Source organism: Microbulbifer harenosus (assembly GCF_005771435.1).
Classification (GTDB): Bacteria; Pseudomonadota; Gammaproteobacteria; order Pseudomonadales; family Cellvibrionaceae; genus Microbulbifer; species Microbulbifer harenosus.
This window is the reverse complement of sequence record NZ_VANI01000004.1, coordinates 160,679-177,579: the sequence shown is the minus strand read 5'-3', so window position 1 is coordinate 177,579 and position 16,901 is coordinate 160,679. Positions and strand designations below refer to the sequence as shown.

Annotated in this window: 14 protein-coding genes; 8 read left to right on the top strand and 6 right to left on the bottom strand. The window is 60.0% G+C overall.

Going from position 1 to position 16,901, the window contains the following annotated elements:
- Positions 1 to 125 precede the first annotated feature (125 nt).
- Positions 126 to 1,529: a glutamate--ammonia ligase gene (gene glnA, locus FDY93_RS03050; RefSeq protein ID WP_138234274.1), complete on the bottom strand. Its 1,404-nt coding sequence runs from the start codon at positions 1,527 to 1,529 to the stop codon at positions 126 to 128.
- A gap of 376 nt (positions 1,530 to 1,905) precedes the next feature.
- Here glnA and thiI point away from each other — a divergent pair, with 376 nt between their 5' ends.
- The 5 genes from thiI (at position 1,906) to FDY93_RS03025 (ending at position 7,699) form a co-directional block, all read left to right on the top strand.
- Positions 1,906 to 3,378, top strand: coding sequence for a tRNA uracil 4-sulfurtransferase ThiI (gene thiI / locus FDY93_RS03045; protein ID WP_138234273.1), 1,473 nt, complete (start codon positions 1,906 to 1,908; stop codon positions 3,376 to 3,378).
- Between the two features lie 273 nt (positions 3,379 to 3,651).
- A complete protein-coding gene (locus FDY93_RS03040) occupies positions 3,652 to 4,023 on the top strand; it encodes a GreA/GreB family elongation factor (RefSeq protein ID WP_138234272.1) in 372 nt (123 codons plus the stop codon).
- A gap of 116 nt (positions 4,024 to 4,139) precedes the next feature.
- On the top strand, positions 4,140 to 5,381 hold the full coding sequence (locus tag FDY93_RS03035) for a TIGR03862 family flavoprotein (RefSeq protein WP_138234271.1): 1,242 nt from the start codon (positions 4,140 to 4,142) through the stop codon (positions 5,379 to 5,381).
- Positions 5,382 to 5,557: 176 nt separating this feature from the next.
- Positions 5,558 to 7,366 carry a translational GTPase TypA gene (typA, locus tag FDY93_RS03030; protein ID WP_138234270.1) on the top strand — a complete coding sequence of 603 codons (1,809 nt, stop codon included), beginning with the start codon at positions 5,558 to 5,560 and terminating at the stop codon, positions 7,364 to 7,366.
- A 141-nt stretch (positions 7,367 to 7,507) separates the two neighbouring features.
- Positions 7,508 to 7,699, top strand: a complete 192-nt coding sequence (locus tag FDY93_RS03025) for a ribbon-helix-helix protein, CopG family (protein WP_138234269.1) — start codon at positions 7,508 to 7,510, stop codon at positions 7,697 to 7,699.
- A 62-nt stretch (positions 7,700 to 7,761) separates the two neighbouring features.
- Here the strand turns inward: FDY93_RS03025 and FDY93_RS03020 are convergent, their stop codons facing one another.
- The gene (locus FDY93_RS03020; RefSeq protein ID WP_138234268.1) at positions 7,762 to 9,408 is read right to left on the bottom strand and encodes a SulP family inorganic anion transporter; all 1,647 of its coding nucleotides are present in this window, start codon (positions 9,406 to 9,408) and stop codon (positions 7,762 to 7,764) included.
- Positions 9,409 to 9,511: 103 nt separating this feature from the next.
- On the opposite strand from FDY93_RS03020, the gene FDY93_RS03015 reads away from it, so the two are divergent.
- A complete protein-coding gene (locus tag FDY93_RS03015) occupies positions 9,512 to 9,853 on the top strand; it encodes a zinc ribbon domain-containing protein YjdM (RefSeq protein WP_138234267.1) in 342 nt (113 codons plus the stop codon).
- Positions 9,854 to 10,008: 155 nt separating this feature from the next.
- On the opposite strand, the gene FDY93_RS03010 is transcribed toward FDY93_RS03015, so the two are convergent.
- Both FDY93_RS03010 and FDY93_RS03005 read right to left on the bottom strand, forming a co-directional pair.
- The gene (locus FDY93_RS03010; protein WP_246068437.1) at positions 10,009 to 10,764 is read right to left on the bottom strand and encodes a VIT1/CCC1 transporter family protein; all 756 of its coding nucleotides are present in this window, start codon (positions 10,762 to 10,764) and stop codon (positions 10,009 to 10,011) included.
- Complete coding sequence (locus FDY93_RS03005; RefSeq protein ID WP_240914022.1) at positions 10,761 to 11,333, bottom strand: macro domain-containing protein; 573 nt, start codon at positions 11,331 to 11,333, stop codon at positions 10,761 to 10,763. Before FDY93_RS03005 ends, FDY93_RS03010 begins: the two co-directional genes overlap by 4 nt.
- Before the next feature lie 97 nt (positions 11,334 to 11,430).
- On the opposite strand from FDY93_RS03005, the gene FDY93_RS03000 reads away from it, so the two are divergent.
- Entirely contained in the window at positions 11,431 to 12,549 is a 1,119-nt protein-coding gene (locus FDY93_RS03000; RefSeq protein WP_138234266.1) for a GGDEF domain-containing protein, read from the top strand.
- 14 nt (positions 12,550 to 12,563) lie between these two features.
- On the opposite strand, the gene FDY93_RS02995 is transcribed toward FDY93_RS03000, so the two are convergent.
- Entirely contained in the window at positions 12,564 to 12,968 is a 405-nt protein-coding gene (locus tag FDY93_RS02995) for an acyl-CoA thioesterase (RefSeq protein ID WP_246068436.1), read from the bottom strand.
- A gap of 222 nt (positions 12,969 to 13,190) precedes the next feature.
- Here FDY93_RS02995 and FDY93_RS02990 point away from each other — a divergent pair, with 222 nt between their 5' ends.
- Complete coding sequence (locus FDY93_RS02990; protein ID WP_138234265.1) at positions 13,191 to 14,870, top strand: NAD-dependent malic enzyme; 1,680 nt, start codon at positions 13,191 to 13,193, stop codon at positions 14,868 to 14,870.
- An 84-nt stretch (positions 14,871 to 14,954) separates the two neighbouring features.
- On the opposite strand, the gene FDY93_RS02985 is transcribed toward FDY93_RS02990, so the two are convergent.
- Positions 14,955 to 16,850, bottom strand: a complete 1,896-nt coding sequence (locus tag FDY93_RS02985; protein ID WP_138234264.1) for a DUF885 domain-containing protein — start codon at positions 16,848 to 16,850, stop codon at positions 14,955 to 14,957.
- Between the last annotated feature and the right edge of the window lie 51 nt (positions 16,851 to 16,901).

The window sequence follows — 16,901 nt, the reverse complement described above, 5'->3', positions numbered from 1 at the left end:
TTGTTAAGGCTAGCCATCTGTCACACAAAAAAAAAGCCCACACCGAAGTGTGGGCTTTCCCGTCATCTTTGCACCGCTCTCATCTGAACCGAACCGAGTGCGATGCGCCGACGATACCTGCCAAATTAGCAGGAGTAGTACATATCGAACTCAACCGGGTGAGTGGTCATGTTCACACGCTGCACTTCTTCGCGCTTCAGGGCGATGAAGGCGTCGATGGCGTCGTCGGTGAATACACCACCTTCGGTCAGGAAGGCGCGGTCCTGATCCAGTGCGTCCAGAGCCTGCTCCAGGCTGGAAGCAACGGTCGGGTACTCGGCCAGTTCTTCCGGCTCCAGATCGTACAGATCCTTGTCCGCCGGGTCGCCGGGGTGAATCTTGTTCTTCACGCCATCGAGGCCCGCCATCAGCAATGCCGCGAAACACAAGTAGGGGTTGGCGGTCGGGTCCGGGAAGCGGGTCTCGACGCGCTTGCCTTTCGGACTCGCCACGAATGGAATGCGGATGGATGCGGAGCGGTTGCGCGCGGAGTAAGCCAGGATTACCGGCGCCTCGAAGCCCGGCACCAGACGCTTGTAGGAGTTAGTGGACGGGTTACAGATAGCGTTCAGGGCGCGCGCGTGCTTGATGATACCGCCGATGTAGAACAGGGCAGTTTCAGACAGACCTGCGTAGGCGTCACCGGCGAACTGGTTAACACCGTCCTTGCTGAAAGAATGGTGTACGTGCATACCGGAACCGTTGTCACCTACCAGCGGCTTGGGCATGAAGGTGGCGGTTTTGCCGTAGGCGTGCGCCACGTTGTGCACGGCGTACTTCAGGATCTGAACTTCGTCAGCCTTTTTGGTCAGGGTGTTGGCGCCAACGCCGATTTCACACTGGCCAGCGGTGCCCACTTCGTGGTGGTGCACTTCGATTTCCAGACCCATCTGCTCCATCGCGGCGCACATGGCAGCGCGGATGTCGTGCAGGGAGTCGACGGGCGGAACCGGGAAGTAGCCGCCTTTCACGCCCGGACGGTGGCCCATGTTGCCTTCAGCGAAGCTGGCACCAGAGGACCAGGCCGCTTCCTGGGAGTTGATCTTGTAGAAGGCGCCACCCATTTCGGCACCCCAGGTAATGTCGTCGAATACGAAGAACTCGGGCTCCGGGCCCATCAGTACCTTGTCGCCCAGACCGGTGGACTTCAGGTATTCCTCGGCGCGCATGGCGATGGAACGCGGGTCGCGCTCGTAGCCCTGACCGGTGATCGGATCGACGATGTTACAGCGGATGATAACGGTCGGCTCGTCGGTGAAGGGGTCGAGGAAAGAGGTATCGTCGACCGGCATCAGTACCATGTCGGATTCGTTGATACCCTTCCAGCCGGCGATGGAGGAACCATCGAACATCTTGCCGACTTCAAAGAATTCACTGTTTACTTCCTTAGAAGGAATAGAAACGTGCTGTTCTTTACCCTTGGTATCGGTGAAGCGCAGGTCTACCCATCTGGCTTCGCTCTCTTTGATCAGTCCGAGCGTCTTTGACATTGCAGTCCTCCAAGAATGATAAGTTATGTGTCGCGCCAATTCGCTGTATCTTGTGGCAACAGTAAAAGCAAGGAGTGTGCCAAATTGGGGCAAACTGACTGTAGGCGGCGACTGGCGCGCGGAATACGGCGGCAGCGGCCCTGTTCGGGACCAAATCGGCCGGGCAATGCCCAGAACAACCCCAAGGTAGTCCCAAAATTGGTGCTTTCAAACCCCGGAATGCACCATTTTGGGGCCGAGAAGTCACGCAAGGCACCATAATGGTGCTGCAAGCAAATTCCCGGTAGCGAGTTTATAATTCGCCACCTTTCCCGGGAAGCGGCGAACGCGCTCCCGGCCCACTATTTCTGTCAATTGCGGTTCCGGCACATCCCCTATGCACTTCGTCGTCAAGTTTTTCCCTGAGATCACCATCAAAAGCAATCCGGTGCGCAAGCGCATGTCGCGCCAGCTCGCCGACAACCTGCGCAAGCTGATGCGCGGGCTCGACGACCGCATCCAGGTGCGCAAGGACTGGGAAAAAATCGATGTCATCGCGCCGGATGCCGTATCCCATCTCGGCGACCGCATTGAAGAGGTACTGGCGCACACGCCCGGCATTGCCAACTTCGCGCGGGTGCAGCAGTTCCCGCTGGGCGACATGGACGACATTTACCACAAGACCCTGTCGGTGTGGGGCGACAAGCTCGCCGGTAAGACCTTCTGCGTGCGCGTGAAGCGCACCGGCAAACACGACTTCCAGTCCCTCGACGTGGAGCAGTATGTGGGCGGCGGCCTCAACACTAATACCCAAGCCGCCGGGGTGAAACTGAAGAACCCCGACATCACCGTCAAACTGGAAGTCCGCCACGACAAACTGAACGTTATCGAGCAACTGCACCAGGGCCTCGGCGGCTTTCCGCTGGGCACCCAGGACCCAGTCATCTCGCTGGTGTCCGGCGGCTTCGACTCCACCGTCGCCAGCTATCTCACCATCAAGCGCGGCATCCGCACTCACTTCCTGTTTTTCAACCTGGGCGGGCGCCAGCACGAGCTTGGCGTGAAAGAAGTGGCGTTCTATCTGTGGGAACGCTACGGCGCGTCACACCGGGTGAAGTTCATCACCGTGCCATTCGATGAAGTGGTGGCGGAAATCCTCGAGCGCGTCGACGACTCACACATGGGCGTGATCCTGAAGCGCATGATGTTGCGCGCGGGCACGGTGATCGCGAAGGAACTGGACGTGGATGCGCTGGTCACCGGCGAAGCCATCGCCCAGGTGTCCAGCCAGACCCTGAAGAACCTCTCGGTGATCGACCGCGTCACCGATACCCTGGTGCTGCGCCCGCTGATTGCCTCCGACAAGACCGACATCATTCGCACCGCGCGCGAAATCGGCACCGAGGAATTCGCCGCGAATATGCCCGAATACTGCGGTGTGATCTCGGTGAAGCCCACCACCCGCGCAAAACTGGAGAAGGTCGAACACGAGGAAACCCGCTTCGACTTCACCATCCTCGACCGCGCCATCGGCAATCGGGTGATGCAGAACATCGACGAGGTAATGGAAGACCTGGGCGAGGATGCCCCGCCGGTGGAGGAGTTCGCCGAGCCGGGCGACGCCGTCGTCATCGACATCCGCCACCCCACCGAGGAGGAAGTGAATCCGCTGGAGCTCGACAACGCCACGGTGGAAACGATTCCTTTTTATCGCCTCAGCACCGCTTTCAAATCCCTGGATAAAGACAAGCAGTACCTGCTGTACTGCGCCCGCGGCGTCATGAGCAAGCTGCACGCCTCGCACCTGTTGGACGAGGGCTACCGCAACGTGGGCGTGTTCCGCCCACTGCGGGAACACGAACCCAGGTAATTCTGCCGACACCCTGTTTACCATCTCCCCCAGGCCGCCGGTTCGCGGATATAGCAAACCGGCGCAGAAGTGCTATGGTTGCCCCATGATCAGCCATCACTCTCCGGCCACTTCGGCCCCGCAACATACCGCACGCGCGCCCTTCTCCGGGCGTGCGCTGGCTGCTGCCTTGCAGTCCTAGGCCGGGTTTCCGACAGCGCGCGGGAAATCCGGCGCCCCGGTTCCCCGCGCCCCTCTCAATCCCGAATTCACCTGCTTTGCATTGGAGAAGTTATGACTTCGCTGCCCCCAATCATCGTGTCCCGCGAGGATCGCGAACAAATCTACAACCTGCTGGACAGCATCCCCGCGCACAACGAAGTGGTCGAAGGCCTGTACGATGAACTGGACCGCGCCGAGATCCGCGAGGAAAAGGACATGCCCGGCGACGTGGTGCGGCTCAACAGCAACGCGCGCTTTACCAACGAGGCGTCCGGTAAGGTGTACCACCTCAAGCTGGTGCTGCCGGCAAACAAGACCGGAGACCACTGCGTCTCCCTGCTCACCCCGGCGGGCGCAGCCCTGCTCGGCCTGAAAGCTGGCGACAGTATCGAGTGGCCGGTGGCCGGCAAGTCCCTGCGTCTACGTTTAAACGCTGTGGAGTGAACTGGCAGTCAGCGCACCTCTGGGTCGGACCGGCAGCGACCTGTACTCCCTGGTGAGGTCGCAGCGGTCCGTCTCGGCTAGAATGCACCGTTTTCACCGGGACCACCCCAAAACCCATGACCGATCCAGCCAAACCCACCGCCCCCCGCGTTGCCATCATCGGTGGCGGCCCCGCCGGGCTGATGGCCGCAGAAGTGCTGGCCGCGGCAAAGGTAGATGTCGACCTGTACGACGCCATGCCGTCGGTGGGACGCAAATTCCTGCTGGCGGGGGTGGGCGGCATGAACATCACCCACTCGGAGCCCAAGGTAGCATTCCTGACGCGCTACGGCGAGCGGCGCACCGAAATGGTGCGTCTGCTTGAAGACTTTGACGCGGACGCCCTGCGCGACTGGATTCACGGTCTTGATATCAGCACCTTCGTCGGCACCTCGGGGCGGGTCTTTCCTACCGATATGAAGGCCGCGCCGCTGCTGCGCGCCTGGTTGAAGCGTCTGCGCACACAGGGGGTGGCGATCCACACCCGCCACCGCTGGCTGGGCTGGAGCGAGGGCGGCGCACTGCGGGTGGAAACGGTGGACGGAGAAAAGCACATTGAGGCCGACGCGGTGCTGCTGGCCCTCGGCGGCGGCAGTTGGCCGCGACTGGGCTCGGACGGCCGCTGGACATCACTGCTGCAGGCCCGCGGTGTGGACCTCTCGCCCCTCAAGCCGAGCAACTGCGGCTTCGAAGTAGCGGCGTGGAGCGAACATTTGCAGACAAAATTCGCCGGCGCCCCGCTGAAGAACGTGGCACTCCGCGTCGATGACGAAGCGCCGCGCACCGGTGAGTTTGTGCTCACCGACTGCGGTGTCGAGGGCAGCCTGGTGTACGCGCTGTCCGCCGCCATCCGCCGGCAGATCGAGGCGCGCGGGTCCGCCCGGGTACTGCTCGACCTGCTGCCGCAGATTCCCGCAGACAAACTGACCGCGGCGCTCGCCAGGCCCCGCGGCAAGCAGTCTCTCGCCAAACACCTGCACCGCCAGGCCGGACTCAGCGGTGTCAAGGCGGCGCTGCTGCGCGAGCTCGCACCGCGCGACGCATTTGCGGATCCCGCCCACCTCGCCCCCTGGATCAAGGCCCTGCCCATCGAGCTGGTACGCGCGCGCCCCATCGAGGAGGCCATCAGCAGCGCCGGCGGCGTGCCCTTCGAGGCGCTGGACGGCGGCCTGATGCTAAAGGCCCTGCCCGGGGTCTTCTGCGCCGGCGAGATGCTCGACTGGGAGGCTCCCACCGGCGGCTACCTGCTCACCGCCTGCTTCGCCAGCGGCCGCGCCGCCGGCCGCGGTGCGCTTGCCTGGCTGGCGCGGCGCGGATAGGCCGCGTATCCGCCGCTTAGTGGAATAGAGGTAGTCAGCGCCGGTTCCGGCTAATTTTTATCCAGCAAGCACTGCCAATTGACACATATCCCCCCTATAATGCGCCCCCAATTTCATCCGCCCGCGCCCAGATTGCCTGCCGCGCACGGCATCCGACCACCTTCGAGAACTCCCCAGTGATAGACAATCTTCGCAATATCGCGATCATCGCCCACGTTGACCACGGCAAGACCACCCTGGTGGACAAGCTGCTGTCCCAGTCCGGCACCCTGGACCGCCGCAGCGCCGACTCCGAGCGCGTGATGGACTCCAACGACCAGGAAAAAGAGCGCGGTATTACCATCCTCGCCAAGAACACTGCCATCCGCTGGAACGACTACCGCATCAACATCGTCGACACCCCCGGACACGCCGACTTCGGCGGTGAGGTAGAGCGCGTACTGTCCATGGTGGACTCGGTACTGCTGCTGGTGGACGCGGTGGACGGCCCCATGCCACAGACCCGCTTCGTGACCCAGAAGGCGTTCGAGCAGGGCCTGAACCCGATCGTTGTGATCAACAAGATCGACCGCCCGGGCGCGCGCCCGGACTGGGTGATGGACCAGGTGTTCGACCTGTTCGACAGCCTCGGCGCCACCGATGAACAGCTGGACTTCCCGGTCATCTACGCCTCCGCCCTGAACGGCATTGCCGGCATGGACGAGACCGACATGGCGGAAGACATGACCCCGCTGTTCCAGCTGATCGTCGACAAGGTCAAGCCGCCGCAGGTGGACCTGAACGGTCCCTTCCAGATGCAGATCTCTGCGCTGGACTACAACAGCTACGTGGGCGTGATCGGTGTCGGCCGCATCAAGCGCGGCACCCTGAAGCCGAACCAGCAGGTGGTGATCCTGGACCGCGAGGGCAAATCCCGCAAAGCCAAGGTGCTGCAGGTAATGGGTTACCTGGGTCTCGAGCGCGTGGAAGTGGAACAGGCCAGCGCCGGCGACATCGTGTGTATCACCGGTGTGGGCGAGCTGAATATTTCCGACACCCTGTGCCACCCGGATGCCCCGGAAGCGCTGCCGGCGCTGACCGTGGACGAGCCCACCGTGAGCATGACCTTCCAGGTAAACGACTCCCCGTTCGCGGGCCAGGACGGCAAGTACGTCACCAGCCGCAACATCAAGGAGCGCCTGGAACAGGAGCTGATCCACAACGTGGCGCTGCGCGTGGAGCAGGGCGACACCCCGGACAAGTTCAAGGTCTCCGGCCGCGGTGAACTGCACCTGTCGGTACTGATCGAGAACATGCGCCGCGAAGGCTTCGAGCTGGGTGTGTCCCGCCCGGAAGTGGTACAGAAAATCGTCGACGGCGAAATTCAGGAGCCCTACGAGCAGGTCGTGATCGACGTGGAAGAGCAGCACCAGGGTTCCATCATGGAAGAACTGGGCCTGCGCAAGGCGGACCTGACCAACATGGAGCCGGACGGCAAGGGCCGCGTGCGCCTGACCTTCATCGTGCCGTCCCGCGGCCTGATCGGTTTCCGCAACCAGTTCCTGACCCTGACCAGCGGCTCCGGCATCATGACCAGCATCTTCGACCACTACGGCCCGGTCAAAGCCGGCGAAGTGGGCAAGCGCATCAACGGCGTGCTGGTGTCCATGGTGAAGGGCAAGACCCTGGCCTACGGCCTGTTCGCACTGCAGGACCGCGGCCGCCTGTTCCTGGGCCACGGTGAGGAAATCTACGAAGGCCAGATCGTCGGCATCCACTCCCGCGGCAACGACCTGGTGGTAAACCCCACCAAGGCCAAGCAGCTGACCAACATCCGCGCCGCCGGCACCGACGAGGCTCTGACTCTGACCCCGCCGATCCGCCACACCCTGGAGCAGGCGCTGGAGTTCATCGAGGACGACGAACTGGTGGAAGTGACCCCGAATCACATCCGCCTGCGCAAAAAAATCCTGCAGGAAAACATGCGCAAGCGCGCGAAGAAGTAATTTCTTCTGGAACAAAAAAACGGGCCCAACGGGCCCGTTTTTTTGTTTGGATGGTACTGTCAGAACCGGCTAGCCCCTTGGCTTACACACAGCATTATAATCGGATTACAATGTTCGCTATCGAACATACAGGATTGTGCAATGGAAACCAAAACGGCACGCTTTACCGTATTACTTGACCCAAGGAAAAAGAAAGCCTTTGAGCAGCTCTGTGCATCGCAAGACCTGACGCCATCGCAGGTCGTCCGGCAACTGATCCGGAAATATCTCGAGCAGCACGATGTCGATTTTATGAATCAGGAAGTTCAGGACCGGAAACATCCCGACCGCTGAGATTTCACAGGTGGGTTATCTCATTGCAAGGGCTGCTCGGCTTTTGCCACCTCCAGCGTACTCTACCCGCCCAGCTCCGCGATGTACTTGACGCTCTGATCAAATGTCGGGAAATAGTGCTCCTCCCCGATTAACGCGACAATACCGGCCTTTCTGAGTTTGCCATCGACACGGCTGTTCGCGCCCGACAAAAGCACGGTGACTTCACGCTTGTGTAATGCCTGGATAACTTCTTCAAGTGTTTGCAGACCCGTTACATCGATAAATGGCACCCACTTCAAACGGATAATCAGAAATTCAGGATCGGTATGCGTATTGGCGAGGGCTCTTTCAAAATTCTCCACCGCGCCAAAAAAGAAAGGACCTTCGACGGTGAAAACCAAGGTTGAATCCGGGATATTCTTTTCTCCCACGCGGGAGAGTTCGCGATTGATCTCCGCCGATGTGGCCTGTGAAACTTCAACACTCGACGCCATTCTTCTGAGGAAGTGGAATGTGGCCAGAATTACACCGATATTGACCGCAATTACAAGGTCCGCAAAAACGGTTAACGCAAAGGTGATGAGCAAAATGGCCACATCCGCTCTCGGTGCACGCGCGACCATTTTTACAAAGTGCCTGGCTTCGCTCATATTCCACGCGACGACAAACAGGATCGCAGCCAATGCGGCGAGCGGTATGTTTTCCGCCAGGGGCGCCAGTGCCACCAGAATAACCACCAATGTGATCGAGTGGACGGTCCCTGCAATTGGACTGTTGCCGCCGTTGCGGATGTTGGTTGCGGTTCTGGCAATTGCGCCGGTGGCCGCGAACCCGCCAAATAGCGGTGTAAACAGATTCGCAATACCCTGGCCCACAAGCTCCTGATTGGAATCGTGGTGGGTTCCGGCCATGCCGTCTGCGACCACGGCGGAGAGCAGCGATTCAATCGCCCCCAGCATGGCTATGGTGAAGGCGGGGCCGATCAGTTCGATGATCTGCGACCACTCCGGCACAGGGAAATGCAACATCGGCAAACCCTGGGGAATTCCGCCGAAGGCGCTGCCGATTGTCCTGACGCCATCAAAGTGAAAAACACTTTGTGCGACAGTGGCAAACACCAGTGCCACAAGCGGGCCGGGAACGCGTTTCATCCGGGGAATACGGGGGGTAAAAATCACCAGCCCCAGGGATGCAAACGCAAGCAGTGTGGTGGGGAGGTGAAACTGTGGCAGCGCGTAAATCAAGTGCAGGAGTTTTTCATGGAAATACTCGCCGCCCGCCTCCGGCAAGCCAAAAAAATCGCGCCACTGCCCCACCCAGATAATGACACCAATCCCGGCGGTAAACCCGACGATGACCGGGGCGGGGATGAATTTGATGATTCCCCCCATTTTTGTCAGGCCCAAAGCGAGCAAAATCAGGCCGGCCATAAACGTCGCGATTTGCAGCCCTACTATGCCGTACTGCGCAGTAATACCGGAGAGAACCACGATAAAGGCGCCGGTAGGGCCTGCGATCTGCACCTTGCTGCCGCCGAACACCGATACGATAAAGCCGGCAATGATCGCGGTATAAATTCCCTGTTCCGGCTTGGCGCCGGAGGCTATGGCAAATGCCATCGCCAGTGGCAGCGCGACGATGCCGACAACCAACCCCGCCACAAGGTTGTTCAACCAGTGCTGCCTGCCCAGCAAACCTGCGTTGTAAGCTTCCCTCAGCGCAATCATGGGTCATCGTTTCCCGAGCTTTATGTTATAACCGCATTACAATGTTGTTATAATGGCCGAAAAAGAAGCTAAGCCACTTCCAATTTCCGATCAAGAGGTTTCTATGAGCTCCACCTTGCCCGCCTGTCCAAAATGCCAGTCCGCCTATGTGTATCAGGATCAGGACATGCTGATCTGCCCCGAGTGTGCCCATGAATGGAACCCGTCGGCCGAGGTCGTCGATGAAGACGCGCTGCTGGTCAAGGACGCGAATGGCACCCAGCTGGTGGATGGCGACAAGGTCACCCTGATCAAAGACCTGAAGGTCAAAGGGTCGTCAATGGTGCTTAAAATTGGTACCAAAGCGACCATCAAGCGACTGGTGGATGGCGATCACAATATTGACTGCAAAGTCGACGGCGCCGGCGACATGATGCTCAAGTCCGAATTTGTTAAAAAAGCCTGATACCACGAATGCTGAATCGAACCGATCCAAAGGCTGCCAATAAATTCCGTAGTTTGGTGACTTCTGCTGCCTGGGTACACGGTGTACGGTCGAGGCATGGATCATGTCGAAAGAAGGATCTTTTCGGCAAAAATAAAACGACCTGCGGCGGATTGCTACGCGACCCCGAATGCCTGCTGGAGAATAGTTCCAACGGCAAAAGCAATGCCCGCCGCGCCACTTCCCAGCAGAAATGTGCCGAACCCCGCGCGCACCAGGGAAGTTTGAAACACCCACCCCTTCAGCAGGCCGATGGAAAAAAACACCAGTCCGGCAAGCGCCGTGCTGATGGTAAATTTCTGCGCAAAGTTATCCCCAGCATAGAAAAACGGCAGTAGAGGAATCAGCCCCACTACAACAAAGGCCACGAAGGTCCACCAGGCTGAGGCCAGTGGGTTGGGGTCGACAAGGCTGAGCCCGTATTCCTCGCTCAGCATGGTATCTATCCACAGCGTCCGGTCTGCAGTCACCGTATCGACAATGTGCTCCAGGTTCTCACCACTGAACCCCTTGTTGGCAAAAATTTGCCGGATTTCTTCGCGCTCTCCCTCGGGCACCACACGGATATGCTGCTCTTCGGTGCGGCGCGCATGCTCGGCAAAACGTCGCTGGGCACTGACCGCCTCGTAGTTGCTCACCGCCATACTGACACCGTCTGCCAGCAGGTTGGCCACCCCCATCACCAGCACCACTAGAGGAGGAAATCCCGCGCCGAAAGCCCCGGAGACAATCGCAAACGTGGTGATGCAGCCGTCGATGGCACCCAGCACCAGATCGGACATCCGCTCCGGACGCCGCGGCTGTCGCAGGCGGCGGGCAATATTTTCCGGCCGGTGTTCCCGCTGCAGTTGCCGGCGCCGCGACGGTTTCACGACCCGTGTTCAGCGGACGTTGATCTGCCGTAGAAGCGCGTGTTTACTCGATGCCAGTCCGCCAGTGCCGCCTTGCTGTGCAGGCAGACGGTTATCAAGGAAAAATCGTTGCGCGCGCGGTGCAAAGCCTCAAGCCCCTGGTGTGCCGCCAACTCGTGGGGAAAGCGGTTGGTGCCGGCACCGAGTGCCGGAAACAGCAGTCGCTTCAAGCCGCGCTGGCGCGCAAGCTCCAGCACACTCTCATAGCACTGACGCAATTGCTCCAGCCCACGCGCGCCCCACTGATCGCCGCTGCTCCACTGCGGGGTGACGGTGTGGAGCAGATATTGCACCGGAAGATTGGGGGCACTGGTGATACGGGCCTCGCCCACCGCACACTCCGGTAGCTGCGAGCACTCACTCACCAGAGTCTCGCCGGCGCGGTCATAGATCTGCGCAGAAAGACCGCGACCGCGAATCAGGTGTTTATGTGCAGGACATACAAGGGCGTCGGCCCCAATAATGAGAATTTCGTCACAAATCAGTTGCAGCTGTCCCATGCCGGTCTCCGCGCCAGTACTGTTCGCCATTACTATAGCCCGTTGGCCGCGGGTGTCTGTCTGCGAGCCCGGGGTATGACGGCCTATGGAACAGGCCGCGATGACAATTCGAACAAGACCAGGAAAGATGGAAACTTCTGCACCGCTCAATCCGCGCGCCGGCGTCAACTCAGACCACCCGGATTTCGACGCTATCGCCCAGGATCCTATCGCCCAGGTTTTGGGCCTGGACCTGCGCCGCCGCATTCAGGCCTCCGGCTATATGTTGATTTTTGCCCTCGCCATTACCGGTGCCATGGGTGTGATCGCGCTGATGGCCGCGGACCTGTTTCTCGCCGGCACCCTGTCGGCGGTGACCGCGGTGATTCTGGGAGCCTACATCGGCGTCAATATCGCCGGCCCCAGCCGCAAGACACCGGTGCTGGTGGGCGCGCTGCTGCTGGTGCTCTATTTTTACCTGCTGCTGTCTGGCGGCGTGAACAACACCGGATTGATGTGGGCGGTGATGCTGGTGCCCGGGTTCATCAACCTCTATGGCTACAAGTGGGGCACGGTGACGCTTGGCATTGTCGGCGGTGCCACCGCGCTGATCCTGTTCTACCCGGATTTTCCCGGCCTGCTGGCCCAGTACGACACCGGCCACCGCGTGCGCTTTATTGCCATTTTCGGCGCGCTGACCGCGCTCACCGCGATCCTCGACAGCAGCCGCCACCAAACCCAGCAGATGCTGCATAAGCTTACTGCGGAGCTGGAGAACCACGCCTGCACCGACGCGCTCACCGGCCTCGCCAACCGGCGTGAAGCCTACCGCGCTATCAATGAACTGGAGCGGCGCAACCGCGAACTGGCGGGGCGCTACACGGTGTTGATCGGCGATCTGGACAGTTTCAAGGCCATCAACGATACCTTTGGCCACAGCTTCGGCGACCGCGTACTGCGGGATGTGGCGCAGACCTTGCGCGAAAGCACCCGCGCGGACGATGTGGTGGCGCGCTGGGGCGGGGAGGAATTCCTGATCCTCCTGCCGAATACCGACGTGGATGGCGGCGGTATCCTGGCGGAGAAGTTGCGCCAAAAGGTGGAAGCGCTGAGCGAGACCTATGCGGAGGACGTAAAGATCTCCATCAGCTTCGGCGTGGCTGAGGGCAACGCCGGAACCGACGGCCAGAACCAGTTGCTGGCGGAAGCGGACTCACGCATGTACCGCGCCAAGAGTGCCGGCCGCAATCAGGTGGTCAGCGTCTGACCCCAGCTTCTGGATCAGGCGAGGTGCCGCAGTAGTTTTTCCCGCACCGCATCGGGGATCGGCGCCTTACTCTGCTTGTCGTAATCGAAGTGCACCATCACGCAGTCCCCCTGAGCCACTAGTTGGCCCTTCTGCCACACTTCCTGATGGATGGTCATCGAGGTGTTGCCCACCGCACTCAGGCTGGTTCTCACTTCCACCGGTGCGAACAGGTAGATCTGGGCGACAAAATCCACCTCCATTTTTTTCAGGATCAGGTTCCACTTGACCAGCGACAAGTCCGGGTTGAACAGCTGGAAAATCGGCATGCGGCCCTGTTCGAACCACACCGGCACCACAGTATTGTTGATGTGCCCGAGGGCGTCGGTTTCGCTGAAACGGGGTTCTACCTGGTAAGTGAACATCGGTCTTTTTCTCACTGGCTCTCGTTGAAAACGCAAGCGCAGATTTAATCAGCCGGCGGCGCCATCATCCAGTGATCATCTGCCATAAATGGCGGAAAGCCCGGACAAATGTTTGCATTTGCAATCTGCTGCGGCATATCTGGTCAAGTGCGCGTAAAATCTGCGGCCAAATCCGCTACGCTGATTTTTTTAGCGCCCGCGCCCAACGCGCGGTAATTTACCGACTGAAATAGTTTTATGAGTCAGAAAGATAAACGCCCCCTCTATATCCCTCACGCCGGTCCCTCCCTGTTGGAAATTCCCCTGCTCAACAAGGGCAGCGCATTCACCCTGCAGGAACGCATTGAGTTCAACCTGATCGGCCTGTTGCCAAACAATGTGGAGAACATCAATGAGCAGGTGCGCCGCGCCTATCACCAGTACGAGCAGTGCCGCACGGACCTGGAGCGCCATATCTACCTGCGCGCGATACAGGACGACAACGAGACCCTGTTCTTTCGCCTGATCGAGCAGCACATCGAAGAGATGCTGCCGATTATCTACACCCCGACCGTGGGTGCGGCTTGTGAAGAATTTTCCAATATCTACCGCAACCACCGCGGCCTGTTTGTGTCCTACCCGGACCGCAAACATATGGACGACATTCTGCGCAGCGCCACCAAGGAAAATGTGAAGGTAATCGTGGTCACCGACGGCGAGCGCATCCTCGGCCTCGGCGATCAGGGTATCGGTGGTATGGGTATCCCCATCGGCAAACTGTCTCTGTACACCGCGTGCGGCGGCATCAGCCCCGCTTATACGCTGCCGGTGATGCTGGATGTGGGCACCAATAACCGCACCCTGCTGAACGATCCCATGTACATGGGCTGGCGCAACGAGCGCATTTCCCAGGAGGAGTACGACGAATTCCTGGAGGAATTCATTGCCGCGGTGAAGCGCCGCTGGCCCAAGGTACTGATCCAGTTCGAGGACTTCGCTCAGACCAACGCCATGCCATTGCTGAATCGCTACCGCGACAAAGTGTGCTGCTTCAACGACGACATCCAGGGCACCGCTGCGGTGGCTCTCGGCACTATGCTTGCCGCCTGCAAGGCCAAGGATGAAAAACTGTCGAAGCAGAGGGTACTGGTCGTCGGTGCCGGTTCCGCTGGCTGCGGCATCGCCGAGCAGGTTGTGGCAGCGATGGTCAATGACGGCCTGTCGGAAGAAAAGGCACGCGAGCGCATTTTCATGTTCGACCGCTATGGCCTGGTGATGGACAACATGAAGAGCCTGCACGATTTCCAGCAAAAACTGGCGCAGAGTCCGGAGAAATATCCACAGGCACCCGAATGGAACCTGCAGGCGCTGATCGAACAGGTGAAGCCCTCTATCCTCATCGGTGTGTCCGGCCAGGGCGGCCTGTTCACCCAGCCGGTGATCGAAGCCCTGCACCAGGGCTGCAAGCGCCCACTGGTGATGCCGCTGTCCAACCCCACCTCCCGCGCCGAGGCCACGCCACACGAAGTGCTGGAGTGGACCAGGGGCGAGGCCATGGTGGCAACCGGCAGCCCGTTCAATCCGGTGGAGCTCGACGGTGAAAAGTACGCGATTGCGCAGTGCAATAACGTGTACATTTTCCCCGGCATCGGTCTTGGCGTCATCGCTGCCGGCGCCAACCGGGTAACGGAAAACATGCTGATGGCGGCATCCAACGCGCTGGCGGAAAACGCACCGGTGGTAAAAGAGGGCAGCGGCGCGCTGCTGCCGCCGCTGTCGCAGATCCGCGAAGTGGGCAAGGCCATCGCCATGGCGGTGGGCAAACAGGCCCAGGCCGATGGCGTGGCGCCGGGTATCACCGAAGAGAAACTGGAAAAAAATATCGAGAAGAATTTCTGGTATCCGGATTATCGCCGCTACCGTCGCCGAGCGTTCTGATCCGCGCTCCTATTTCGAAACGGAGCAGGCACAAAAAAAGCGGGCTGCACTGAGCCCGCTTTTTTATTGGTGCAGTCCCTGAGATCAGGACTGTTTTACGCTGGCAATCCAGTTGTTTACACGCTTCTCCAACAGCGGCAATGGCAGTGCGCCGCCGCCGAGTACCGTGTCGTGGAAAGCGCGGATGTCGAACTGGTCACCCAGTTGCTCTTCCGCCTTGCCGCGCAGCTCCTCGATTTTCAACATACCAATCTTGTACGCGGTAGCCTGGCCGGGCACGGTCAGGTAGCGGCGCACCTCGGAACGCACGGCGCCCTCGGGAATGGCGGAATTTTCCAGGAAGTACTCCACCGCCTGCTCCTGGGTCCAGCCCTTGGCGTGCATGCCGGTATCCACCACCAGGCGGATGGCGCGCCACATTTCCGCGGTCAGGCGGCCGAAGTCGCGGTAGGGGTCCTTGAACTGGCCCATTTCCTTGGACAGCTTCTCGGAATACAGCGCCCAGCCCTCTACGTACGGAGTGAAGTGCGCCTGGGTGCGGAATTGCGGAATGCCTTCCAGCTCCTGTGCAATGGAAATCTGCATATGGTGACCGGGATTGCCCTCGTGATAGGTCACGGTTTCCATATCGGTGGTGGAAAGCGCGCTCATGTCGGACATGTGCACATAGTAGGTACCCGGACGCTTGCCGTCGGGAGTGCCGGGCACATAGTGCTGGGCGCCACCGGGCACTTCGCGGAAGGCCTCCACGCGTTTTACCACCAGGTCCGCTTTCGGCAGCAGACCGAAATACTCCGGCAGCTTGCTCTTTACGTCGGCGAGGTAGCCACGGGTTTCTTCCAGATACTTTTCCCGGCCCTCATCGGTGTTGGGGTAGTAGAACTGGTCATCGGTGCGGATGAAGGCGAAGAACTCCGGGAGACTGCCGTCGAAGCCCACCTTGTCCTTGATGGCTTCCATCTCCTTGCGGATACGCGCCACTTCGTCGAGGCCGATCTGGTGTACCTGCTCGGCGGTCAGCGGCAGGTTGGTGTAGTTGGACAGACGGTTGCTGTAGAACGCATCGCCATCCGGCAGGTTGGAAACGCCTTTTGGTGCTTCGTCCGCATTGGTGCGATCTTCCTGCAACCAGGCAATATACGCGTCGTAGGACGGCTTGAGCTCACCGGTCAGGGCTTTTTCCACCTGCGCCTGCAGATCCTTGGCGGTGGCGTCGTCGATCTTGCCCGCGTCTTTCAGGCCGGCGATCTTTTTCTTCGCGTCCGCCATCAGCGGCGCGTCGTCACCCTCGCCAAACGGCTGGCCGGTGGTGACCTTCTGCGCGCGCTCAATCGCGGTGTCGTAGGCGAAACGGGGCGGGCGAATGCCCTTTTTGGCCGAACCCTGCGCACGCTCCAGCAGCTGGCCGAGGGCGGTGCTGATACCGCCGATACGGGCGATGTAATCGCGCATATCCTGCTCGGTATCCACCTTGTGCTGGTTGATCAGGAAGGTGGGGAACTGGGCTTCGGGGCCGCCCAGTTCACTGGCGAAATAGCTGTGGTCCCAGTAGGGCTTGTCGGCCGCATCCTGTTCGTACTGGTAGATCCACAGATCGTAGGACTCCTTGCCGGCATCCGTGAGCTTGTTGTAGTCGAACTTCTGCTTCATTTCCTCGACAGTGGCTTTTTTCCACGCGAGCTCGCGCTCGTCGGCGGCTTTGCTCATGTCGTCGATCTTGTCGTACTGCTCTTTGCGCCCCAGGTAGCTGAGCTGGATCGGGCTGAACTGCAGCTCCTCTTCGTATTTCGCATCGAACCATTCGCCAAGACGTTTGGTCTCCGCGTCCTGTTCGCTCTGCGCAGCCGGCGCCGCATCCGCGGCCTGCTGTTCCGCAGTTACCGCGCCGGATTCCAGCTGGGCTTCTTTTTTGGGTTCTTCCGCCTGCTGACAGCCCGCCACTACGGATGCAATCACCAGACTCAGGAGCGCCTTGCGCATACTTTCTGCCTCTCTGTTCAGGAATGAAATCAGGAAAATCTTATGGATATT